We start from the raw sequence: 10,452 nt of genomic DNA, 5'->3' as shown, positions 1-10,452 counted from the left end.
CGCTCAAGTAAGGGTCTTGCGGCTTCTTGTTCCCGCTGGAGTCGCCGCCTTTCGCTTCATGTGAATAACTTTTTAAATATCAACCATGACTTATAACATAGCCCTTTTTAAAAGCTTATAGTGGTCGGATTGCCGTTCCATTGTAACCATTGTGCTCCTCTTTCTTCTGCTCAGCATCGAATTGAGTGGAAAATTTTTAGCGACTCCTTTGTTTCTATATACTGGTACACAAATAAATCATGAAAGCGACAAATTTTTTTCCCGATTCTTAAATGGGGCCCATAGTCTTGTACCCATTCATATCCGACATGGTTACCTCATAAATAGCAACCGGGAGAAAGTGTTGTTTGTTGTTAATCACCAAGATAAACCGTGGTTGGGCCTCTTTTTATCGTCAGTTCCCTTTCTGGCTGGAAGGAGTGCCCCCAATAGCTTTCCAATCTTTTTCCCCTTGTCTAATGTACTACACTTCCATATTTTCCCTCTATCATCTTATGATCAATAACTGGTTGGTAAGGCCTTTTTTTCTTCACGAATCATAATTTCCTAAAAAAACGCATAAGTTTTGATGAAGATTATTAGCAAATGGCCTATTTTTTCATACAATATATGGACTTATGTCTTAGGAGGGAAAAAGAGTGAAAATTCATATTGTCCAAAAAGGGGATACTCTTTGGAAAATCGCCAAAAAATATGGCGTTAATTTTGAAGAGTTAAAAAAAATGAATACCCAATTGTCGAACCCCGATATGATTATGCCAGGTATGAAAATTAAAGTTCCAACAACTGGAGGTACGGTCAAAAAAGAAACAAAAATTAATTATGCCCCAAAAAAAGAAGTACCGATTCCACCACATCCTTACGCAGACATGAAACCTCCTGCTCCAAAAGAAGTACCTAAGAAAGAGGTACCGATGAAGCCATACATCCCGAAAATGCCTCAACCAGTTGTCCCAGAAATCGATATTAACAATTATTACATGATGAATATGGCAAATATGCAAGTACAGCAAGCACAACAAATTCCTCCAACACCACCAAAACTTATTCCGGTGAAAGAGGAAGTAAAACCTGAGGTACCACCGAAGGAAATGCCTAAAGTGCCATATATTCCACCAATGTATTGTTATCCGTACCCACACTGCGTTCCAGTAACTCCCGTGATGCCAGGAGCAGGCTTTCATTATCCGATGCATGGTGTAGGAGCTCCGATGCCACAACCAGGAATGCCGATGTATCCAATGAATCAAATGATGCCAGCAGATGGCCAAATGATGCAACAAATGGGGAATTACGATGATGATGAATCGTCTCCATATGGAATGATGCCAATGTACGAAGGGCAACAAGGTTTTGCTCAAACATCATCAGAAATGCCAATAGATGGAATGATGCCGCAAATGGGATATCCAATGATGCCTTATTACCCAACACCAAGTCCTTATTATCCAGTTTCTCCTATGATGCCAGGAGCAGGCTATCCAATGTATGGTGTAGGAGCGCCAATGCCACAAGTGCAAGAGCCACAAATGTATCCAATGAGTCAAATGATGCCAACAAGAAGTGCTTCGCAACCAACTGCCCCTCAAGATCACGAAGCACAAGAGGATTCACCAGTCTATGGTAACCCATATGGGCAGCCGTATCCTTATGGCTATGGATATGGTCAACCAATAATGGGCGGCTATCCAATGTATGGAATGGGATATCAACAACCGTTTGGAATGCCGCGTAGCGATGAGGAAAGTAATGATTTTTAGCACTGTTGTAAGGGGAGACGAACTACAAGCTCGTCTCCTTCTTTTTTTAAAGAACAAAGTGTTTCTCCCCATAGATACATTAACGTTTGTAAAAGAAGGCGTCTGGATAGCGACTGGAAAAGAAACATGGTTGATTAAATTATTTTCGTCGAAAAAAAAATTAGAACGTCAAATCGAGTTTACGAAAAGATTATATGATTTACAGTTTCGAGAAACGTATACGTTCCATCCCCTTCATCAATATCAACTTCTGCCGTTTGATGGGAAATACGTGGGAGTTATGAGTTATTTAGGCGATAAAAAACAAGAGGGAACTTATTCATCACCGTGTTTTCGTCAGCAAGTGCTCAGTTTATTAAAGAAATTTCATGAAACCACCTTTTACCTAGTACCAGAATTTCAATCGCAACTTCCATTTTTTCACCAATTGGAAAAATGGAAGGAAAGATATACGGAATTTAAAATGTGGTTACCACTCATACAGCAGTGGGTTCCGTCAGACTTTTTGTATTTGTATCAACAATGGGCGGAATACGCACTAGAGTATATGGAAGATCATGAAGATTTTTTTGTCCAAAAACCATGGTCGATTATCCACGGGGATGTAGCCCATCACAATTTTTTGTTGACCGAAAATCATTTATATATGATCGATTTTGATTTAATAGCGATTGCACCAAGTGTGATTGATTATTTGCAATTTTGTCATAGAATAATACCAAATATACATGGAAATTGGGATGAATTACATGGTCACAAAGGGATATCAAGCTTCCTAAATCAAGAACCCTTTAAGGTAGCACTTTTATATCCAACTGATATTTTTCGTGAGTGGAATCGTTTTTTCAAAAAAGACTATACCTATCAACAACGTATGTTTTCCTCATTGATTTATATGACAATTCGATCCTTTCCTTGGAGATTTCAATTGAATCAACACCTTTTAAATATGATAAAATAAAGTGGACGAAACTATTGGAAAGGAAGTATTGATGATGCAAGAAAAAATTGACCAACTGATTAAGTGGTTACGGGAAAAAGTGAAAGAAGCGAACGCTGACGGCTTAATTGTTGGTATTAGTGGTGGAATCGATTCCGCTGTGGTCGCTCATTTAATAAAACGGGCTTTCCCAGAAAATTCTCTAGGACTTATTATGCCGTGTAAAAGCAATCCGAAAGACAAAGAAGACGCGTTAAAAGTCGTTGAAAGTTGTGGAATTGACTATCACATTATCGACTTAACCGAAACACACCAAATACTATTTAGTAAAATTGAACAACAGCTAAAAGCAAAAAATGAGTGGAACGAAGAACGTGCTCGTTTAGGAGATGCGAATACACGTGCTCGCCTGCGTATGACTACATTATATGCGGTCGCGAATAACTACAATTACTTAGTTACGGGAACAGACAATGCAGCGGAATGGCATACGGGATATTTTACGAAGTATGGTGATGGCGGTGTTGATTTAGTTCCACTCGTTCATTTTACGAAATCAGAGGTAAGGGAATTAGCGAAACTGTTAGGAGTACCGAATGAAATAATTACAAAAGCTCCAAGTGCTGGTCTTTGGGAAGGACAAACCGATGAAAGTGAAATGGGAACGACGTATGAAATGATTGATAAATACTTAAAAGGAGAAGAAATTCCAGAGAAAGATCGTGAAATTATTGACCGACTGCATAAACGTTCAGAGCACAAACGCCAACTTGCAGCTGCTCCTCCGAAATTTTAACCCAATTATTGCTCGAATGGTTCTTGTACATTTCACGTAAAATAAGCTTGAGCTAAGTATTTAGCTCAAGCTTATTTTATTGGGGGTTTTCACGTGCGAAAAAGCTTGCTTCTAATTCCCATAACATGTTTGTTCATGGGGAGTATGGCTGCATGTAACACACAAGATGAAGAAGCTGCACCAAAACGGTACGAAGATACGTACGAACCGTTAGGCTTCTTTTCAAACGAAGGCCATGCAAATGAGCGGAATGAACGTAACGACGGTCCACTAACCGAATGGATGGACCATTCGTTTGGAGCGGAAGGTCAAGCCATTCAAGAGCATAAGAGAAAATATTTGAGCCAAAAAGACGAATATGGAAACCCAAAAAATCCGTCGAAGCCACTAGCTAATTATGATAAAAGCTTTTTTGAACGCGACATTCGCTTTCCACGCGGGGATGCTAATTACCATGGACACTTAGATGATCAAAGCCAACGCCCGCGCTCGTCGTACTACAATGCGTATGAAGGAGAACTGTCCGAACAAATTGCCGATGTGACCGCATCGGTTCCCAATGTGGAGGATGTCCGAGCCGTTGCCTATGGTACCGATATTTTAATTGCGGTTGATTTAGCGGATGAATCCAAACAATCAACGACATTGGCTACCATTCGTCAAAAAGTCACTCCTTATTTACATGGGCGCACGGTGACGGTTGTGACAGACGAAGGGACTTTTAGTCGAGTACGTAATATTGACAATGACCTCCGAGATGGTGGACCGCGGGAAGCGATTAATTTTGATTTACAAGATTTACTCGATTGGGTTAAACGAAATGAATAAACGTTCCCATCCTGCTTTTGCGGGATGGGAATTCTTACTATTGATGAAAAGGAGTTGTTACCTATAATGAAACCATTTATGATATAGTAAGGTAGACAAGTTTGATGAGAGGGGAAGTTAGAATGGCTGGACATTCTAAGTGGAAAAACATTCAACGACGCAAAAATGCACAAGATGCAAAACGCGGTAAAATATTTCAAAAGTTAGCAAAAGAACTATATGTTGCGGCTAAACAAGGTGGGGGTGACCCAGAGTCTAACCCAGCATTACGGCTTGTCATTGAAAAAGCAAAAGCGGCGAACATGCCGAACGATAACATTACACGGGCGATTAATAAAGCAACTGGGAACCAAGCGGCTGAAAATTATGAAGAGATTACATATGAAGGATATGGACCAGGTGGAGTGGCCGTTATGGTGACATGTTTGACGGATAATAAAAACCGTACCGCCTCTAACGTTCGTCTAGCCTTCTCTAAAAATGGTGGAAACCTTGGTGAAACTGGATGCGTTTCTTATTTATTTGATCGAAAAGGGTATTTAGTGATTGAACGGGAAGGTCTAGAAGTCGACGAAGATGACATGCTACTACAAGTCATTGAAGCTGGAGCGGAAGAGATGGAGTCTAGTGAAGAAGTATTTGAAATTTATACCGATCCAGAAAGTTTCATGGACGTAAAAACAACGTTAGAAAATAGCGGTTTTTCGTTTGCTACTGCTGAAATTACGATGATTCCGCAAACATATACGTCATTAAATGAAGAACAAGAGGCGAAAATGGAAAAATTGCTGGATATGCTTGAAGATGACGATGATGTTCAAGATATTTACCATAACTATCAACAACAATAATTGAAACGGTAGCCATTTAGTGCTACCGTTATTTTTTTTGCCAAAAGACTTCAGGGCCTTCGCATCAAATTAAAAAAATCGTCTAGTTTGGATTAATTTGTATTCATTGGGACAAAATAAAGTTAGCAGCTTACACTCTTCATTCACCAATCATTCATATGAGGAAGAAAATGAGGTGACCTCTATGTTAGGACGAATAATCATCTTCATCTGTACGCTTACATTGGCGATATCTATCTTTTTGTTTACATCGACGAAAGAAGCGAAAGACTATGAGGCAAAGACAGATGAAGGGATCCATGTCGCTACCCCATTACAAGTCAAAGTTATATTGCAACGCGAATATTTAGATGGGGAAATGAGTCACGAAACGGTGAATGAAACGATTTGGGCGATGGAAGATTTTTGGGCAAAATACGACCACTGGCAGCTTGTTGATATGGATGAGAACATAGTCATCTTTAAGCAACAAGTAGAAGATATTTCTCCGTTATTAAAAGCGAACGGATATTTTGGAGTGTCGAAAGATGGAACCTTGGCGATATTTAATGGAAAAACGAATCCTTCAACGATTATTCAATCATTTTTTCAAATTGATTTAAGCAAATTGGAAAGTAAAAAACGGGAAGAATTAATGAATGGAATTCCGGTACGAACAAAAGAGCGCTACTTTGAATTGATTGAAACATTTAAGTCATATTCTCTCCCTCAACAATGAAAGGACAGGCCGATACTGTCCTTTTTCTTGTGGTAACGGTTGTTTTTTAGAGAAGAACAGAAGATAATATAAGAACAGATGTTTTTATGTTTAGCTTTTCTGTACGCGTTCGGTAGACATTCCGTTTATAATCGAAGCAGATTTATGATAGAATGAAGCATGGTAAAGAGGAGAGAAGACGGTTGTACGAACATATTAAAGGAATTGTCGATTATATCGGTCCAGAATACGTTGTTGTAGAAAACAACGGAATTGGGTATCAACTCTTCACGCCCAATCCGTACCAATTTTCCAAATACGAAGGACAAGAAGTGAAAGTATATACATATCAATACGTTCGGGAAGATCTTATTCATCTTTATGGGTTTTTATCACGTGAAGAAAAGTTGTTGTTTTTAAAACTTTTAAATGTCTCAGGGATTGGGCCGAAAGGGGCCCTCGCTATTTTAGCTTCAGGGGAACCAGCTCAAGTCATTCAAGCCATTGAAGAGGAAGATGAAGCCTTTTTAACGAAGTTTCCTGGTGTAGGGAAAAAGACGGCACGGCAAATGATATTGGACTTGAAAGGGAAATTAGCGGAAGTTGTTCCTGATTTTGTACCAAACTTGTTTAATGTAGAAAAGCTCGATCAAAAGAAGCAAGAGCAAACCGAACTGGAAGAAGCCCTGCTAGCGTTAAAAGCGCTAGGCTATTCAGAAAAAGAAATTAAAAAGATTACACCAACATTGCAGCAAGAATCGTTATCTACGGATGAATTTATTAAAAAAGCGTTGCAATTACTTTTAAAGTAAAGGGGGGATCGGAATGGACGAGCGCCTTGTCTCGACGGAAGCGGAAGCGATGGAGCAAAGGTTTGAACAAAGCTTACGCCCTCAAAGGTTAGCACAATATATCGGCCAAGATAAAGTAAAGTCCAATTTAGAAGTATTTATTGAAGCGGCAAAAATGCGAAAAGAAACGCTCGATCATGTGTTACTTTACGGTCCACCAGGACTTGGAAAAACCACTTTAGCTACCGTCATTGCGAATGAAATGGGCGTCAACATTAAAACCACGTCCGGTCCAGCCATTGAGCGCCCTGGTGATTTAGCAGCCATTTTAACATCGTTAGAGCCAGGGGATGTGCTTTTTATTGATGAAATCCATCGTCTGCATCGCTCCATAGAAGAAGTACTTTATCCCGCGATGGAAGATTTTTGTTTAGATATTGTAATCGGAAAAGGCCCAAGTGCCCGCTCGGTACGCCTTGACCTTCCTCCGTTTACGTTAATTGGGGCGACGACTCGCGCTGGTGCTCTTTCAGCGCCATTGCGTGACCGATTTGGAGTGTTGAGTCGGTTAGAATATTATACGGTGGAACAACTAACCCAAATTGTCGAGCGCACTTCCGATATCCTCGGGGCAGACATTGAAAGGCAAGGAGCGGAAGAGATTGCTCGGCGTTCACGTGGGACACCACGGATTGCGAACCGTTTGTTACGTCGCGTCCGTGATTACGCTCAAGTTCGTGGAGATGGAAAAATTACACTTGCTTTAGCGAATGAAGCACTCACCTTATTACAAGTCGATCGACTTGGACTTGACCACATTGATCATAAGTTGTTAAAGGGAATTATTGAAAAGTTTCGTGGCGGCCCGGTTGGTCTAGAAACGATTGCCGCTACGATTGGAGAGGAAGCCCATACGATTGAGGACGTGTACGAACCATACTTACTTCAAATTGGCTTTTTGCAACGCACCCCTCGTGGGCGGATGGTGACAGAACAAGTGTACCGTCATTTTCAAATGGAGGTGCCAAATGAACGATGAATCTTCCAAAAATGCTCATGTTTATCGGTGTATTGATATTTGTCATCGGTTTTTTAGCCCAGTTTATTAAAATTGGCAAATTACCAGGGGACATTTTAATAAAAAAAGGAAATACGACGTTTTATTTTCCCATTATGACGTCCATCTTGTTAAGTGTATTATTATCTCTCGTGTTCTATTTTCTAGGAAAGTTCAAATAACTTTTACGTAAGGGTGACAGCATTGAAAGTAGATTTGTTTGATTTTTACTTACCGGAAGAACTTATTGCGCAAACACCGTTAAAGAATCGGGCAGATAGTCGATTAATGGTCCTTAATAAGCAAACGGGTGAGATAAAGCACGATATTTTTAAACATATTAGTGACTATTTACGTCCTGGGGATTGTTTAGTACTAAATGATACGAAAGTACTCCCGGCACGATTATTTGGTGTCAAAGAGGAAACGGGGGCGAAAATTGAAGTCCTATTATTAAAGCAAGAGGACAACGATTGTTGGGAAACGTTAGTCAAACCTGCGAAACGAGTAAAAGAAGGAACCGTCATTTTGTTTGGCGACGGAATGTTGAAAGCCACTTGTGTCGGTATGAAAGAGCACGGTGGTCGGATATTGCAGTTTACATACGAAGGAATTTTTTATGAAGTTCTTGATGCCCTAGGAGAAATGCCGCTTCCGCCTTATATTAAAGAGCAGTTGGAAGATCGTGATCGGTATCAAACGGTTTATGCTCGTGAACGGGGATCGGCAGCAGCTCCAACGGCTGGATTACACTTTACGAAAGAACTGCTAAAAGAAATTGAGGCCATTGGGGTTCATTTAGCGTTTATTACCCTGCATGTGGGGCTAGGTACGTTTCGTCCAGTCAGTGTGGATGATGTGACAGAGCACGAAATTCATGCCGAGTTTTATCAAATGTCGGAAGAAACCGCCCAATTACTAAATGAAGTAAGGCAAAAAGGCGGTCGAATTATTTCAGTCGGTACGACGTCCACACGAACGCTAGAAACGATTGCGCGTGATCATGATGGAGTATTTAAAGCCCAGAGCGGATGGACGGATATATTTATTTATCCTGGGTTTACATTTCGGGCCATCGATGGGATGATTACAAATTTTCATCTCCCTAAATCAACACTCGTTATGTTAGTAAGCGCACTAGCTGGACGTGAAAACGTGCTCCGAGCGTATGAAGAAGCAGTGAAACAAAAGTATCGCTTTTTTAGCTTTGGAGATGCCATGCTTATTATTTAATCGTTGGAAGGAGAAAGTACGAAGTGACAGCAATACGATATGAACTCATTAAAACGTGTAAACAGACGGGGGCTCGGTTAGGTCGCATTCACACGCCACACGGAACGTACGAAACCCCAATGTTCATGCCCGTTGGTACATTGGCGACCGTGAAAACGATGTCACCGGAAGAATTAAAAGAAATTGGAGCGGGCATTATTTTAAGCAATACGTATCATTTATGGCTGCGTCCAGGACATGACATCATCAAAGAAGCGGGTGGACTTCATTCGTTCATGAACTGGGATCAAGCGATTTTAACTGATTCCGGCGGTTTCCAAGTATTCAGCTTAAGCGATTTCCGTCAAATTGAGGAAGAAGGGGTGTATTTCCGTAACCATCTAAACGGAGACAAATTATTTTTATCTCCTGAAAAAGCAATGGAAATCCAAAATGCACTTGGGTCAGATATAATGATGGCGTTTGATGAATGTCCTCCATATCCAGCCACCTACGACTATATGAAAAAATCCGTTGAACGAACGTCTCGTTGGGCAGAACGCTGTTTAAAAGCCCATCAACGTCCAAACGACCAAGGATTGTTTGGAATTGTCCAAGGGGGAGAATACGAAGATTTACGCCGTCAAAGCGCCCAAGATTTAGTCTCCTTAGACTTTCCTGGTTATGCTGTTGGCGGGTTGTCTGTCGGTGAACCAAAAGAAGTGATGAATCGTGTATTAGAATTTACTACTCCGTTACTGCCTGCGAATAAGCCTCGTTACTTAATGGGAGTAGGGTCTCCGGACTCATTAATTGATGGAGCGATTCGCGGAATTGATATGTTTGACTGTGTACTTCCAACACGGATTGCTCGTAACGGAACGTTAATGACAAGCAATGGACGGTTAGTCGTAAAAAATGCACAATATGCGCGTGACTTTAGACCGTTAGATGAAAATTGTGATTGTTACGTATGTAAAAACTATACTAGAGCCTATATTCGTCACTTAATTAAATGTAACGAAACGTTTGGAATTCGTTTGACGACTTATCATAATCTGTATTTTCTGTTAAAATTAATGGAGCAAGTCAGACAAGCGATTCGCGAGGATCGTCTTGGTGACTTTAGAGAAGAATTTTTTGAACGCTACGGATTTAATCGTCCGAACGCAAAAAATTTCTAATTTAACCCTGAAAGGAGGGAACAGAAAGATGGAATTGATATACCAATTACTTCCGTTTTTACTAATGATTGCGATCTTTTACTTCCTCTTAATTCGTCCGCAACAAAAACGACAACGGGCGATTCAAGATATGCAAAACAATTTGCAAAAAGGAGATAAGATCGTTACAATCGGTGGTTTACATGGAATCATTGATTCGTTAGACGAAGATAAAATCGTCATTAAATGTGGCGATGGAAGCCGTCTTACATACGATCGCTCCGCCGTGCGCGAAGTGATTGAATCTGCTAATAAATAATAAAAAAGGAGAACTGCTTGCACATAACCCTGTCAAGT

At 40.4% G+C, this 10,452-nt stretch carries 11 protein-coding genes and 1 pseudogene; all 12 read left to right on the top strand.

Annotation, left to right across the window (positions count from 1 at the left end):
- Positions 1-638 precede the first annotated feature (638 nt).
- A pseudogene (gene safA, locus ABES52_RS10930) lies at positions 639-786 on the top strand (SafA/ExsA family spore coat assembly protein); the annotation flags it as partial.
- Positions 787-1,749: 963 nt separating this feature from the next.
- Entirely contained in the window at positions 1,750-2,721 is a 972-nt protein-coding gene (locus ABES52_RS10925; protein ID WP_429651186.1) for a phosphotransferase, read from the top strand.
- Between the two features lie 34 nt (positions 2,722-2,755).
- Positions 2,756-3,496, top strand: coding sequence for an NAD(+) synthase (gene nadE, locus ABES52_RS10920; RefSeq protein WP_429651185.1), 741 nt, complete (start codon positions 2,756-2,758; stop codon positions 3,494-3,496).
- A gap of 144 nt (positions 3,497-3,640) precedes the next feature.
- Complete coding sequence (locus tag ABES52_RS10915; RefSeq protein ID WP_429651184.1) at positions 3,641-4,324, top strand: YhcN/YlaJ family sporulation lipoprotein; 684 nt, start codon at positions 3,641-3,643, stop codon at positions 4,322-4,324.
- Between the two features lie 122 nt (positions 4,325-4,446).
- Complete coding sequence (locus tag ABES52_RS10910) at positions 4,447-5,175, top strand: YebC/PmpR family DNA-binding transcriptional regulator (protein WP_429651183.1); 729 nt, start codon at positions 4,447-4,449, stop codon at positions 5,173-5,175.
- 184 nt (positions 5,176-5,359) lie between these two features.
- Positions 5,360-5,893 carry a BofC C-terminal domain-containing protein gene (locus ABES52_RS10905; protein WP_429651182.1) on the top strand — a complete coding sequence of 178 codons (534 nt, stop codon included), beginning with the start codon at positions 5,360-5,362 and terminating at the stop codon, positions 5,891-5,893.
- 182 nt (positions 5,894-6,075) lie between these two features.
- Positions 6,076-6,684, top strand: a complete 609-nt coding sequence (ruvA, locus tag ABES52_RS10900) for a Holliday junction branch migration protein RuvA (RefSeq protein ID WP_429651181.1) — start codon at positions 6,076-6,078, stop codon at positions 6,682-6,684.
- 13 nt (positions 6,685-6,697) lie between these two features.
- Positions 6,698-7,702 carry a Holliday junction branch migration DNA helicase RuvB gene (gene ruvB, locus ABES52_RS10895; protein WP_429651180.1) on the top strand — a complete coding sequence of 335 codons (1,005 nt, stop codon included), beginning with the start codon at positions 6,698-6,700 and terminating at the stop codon, positions 7,700-7,702.
- Positions 7,699-7,902 carry a DUF2905 domain-containing protein gene (locus tag ABES52_RS10890; RefSeq protein ID WP_429651179.1) on the top strand — a complete coding sequence of 68 codons (204 nt, stop codon included), beginning with the start codon at positions 7,699-7,701 and terminating at the stop codon, positions 7,900-7,902. The genes ruvB and ABES52_RS10890 overlap by 4 nt, the downstream gene beginning before the upstream one ends.
- 22 nt (positions 7,903-7,924) lie before the next feature.
- Positions 7,925-8,953 (top strand): tRNA preQ1(34) S-adenosylmethionine ribosyltransferase-isomerase QueA, encoded by a 1,029-nt coding sequence (gene queA, locus ABES52_RS10885; RefSeq protein WP_429651178.1) that lies wholly within the window; start codon positions 7,925-7,927, stop codon positions 8,951-8,953.
- A 23-nt stretch (positions 8,954-8,976) separates the two neighbouring features.
- Positions 8,977-10,116 carry a tRNA guanosine(34) transglycosylase Tgt gene (gene tgt, locus ABES52_RS10880; RefSeq protein ID WP_429651177.1) on the top strand — a complete coding sequence of 380 codons (1,140 nt, stop codon included), beginning with the start codon at positions 8,977-8,979 and terminating at the stop codon, positions 10,114-10,116.
- Positions 10,117-10,144: 28 nt separating this feature from the next.
- Positions 10,145-10,414, top strand: a complete 270-nt coding sequence (yajC, locus tag ABES52_RS10875) for a preprotein translocase subunit YajC (protein WP_429651176.1) — start codon at positions 10,145-10,147, stop codon at positions 10,412-10,414.
- Positions 10,415-10,452 lie beyond the last annotated feature (38 nt).

The sequence above is a fragment of the Aeribacillus pallidus genome (assembly GCF_050478865.1).
In the GTDB taxonomy this organism is placed as follows: Bacteria; Bacillota; Bacilli; order Bacillales; family JACDOC01; genus JACDOC01.
This window is presented reverse-complemented; position numbering and strand designations above follow the sequence as displayed.

Excerpts from the sequence above, each read along its gene's own strand:
- ABES52_RS10925 (WP_429651186.1), top strand. The coding sequence starts at position 1,750 with ATGATTTTTAGCACTGTTGTAAGGGGAGACGAACTACAAGCTCGTCTC.
- nadE (WP_429651185.1), top strand. The coding sequence starts at position 2,756 with ATGCAAGAAAAAATTGACCAACTGATTAAGTGGTTACGGGAAAAAGTG.
- ABES52_RS10915 (WP_429651184.1), top strand. The coding sequence starts at position 3,641 with ATGGCTGCATGTAACACACAAGATGAAGAAGCTGCACCAAAACGGTAC.
- ABES52_RS10910 (WP_429651183.1), top strand. The coding sequence starts at position 4,447 with ATGGCTGGACATTCTAAGTGGAAAAACATTCAACGACGCAAAAATGCA.
- ABES52_RS10905 (WP_429651182.1), top strand. The coding sequence starts at position 5,360 with ATGTTAGGACGAATAATCATCTTCATCTGTACGCTTACATTGGCGATA.
- ruvB (WP_429651180.1), top strand. The coding sequence starts at position 6,698 with ATGGACGAGCGCCTTGTCTCGACGGAAGCGGAAGCGATGGAGCAAAGG.
- ABES52_RS10890 (WP_429651179.1), top strand. The coding sequence starts at position 7,699 with ATGAATCTTCCAAAAATGCTCATGTTTATCGGTGTATTGATATTTGTC.
- yajC (WP_429651176.1), top strand. The coding sequence starts at position 10,145 with ATGGAATTGATATACCAATTACTTCCGTTTTTACTAATGATTGCGATC.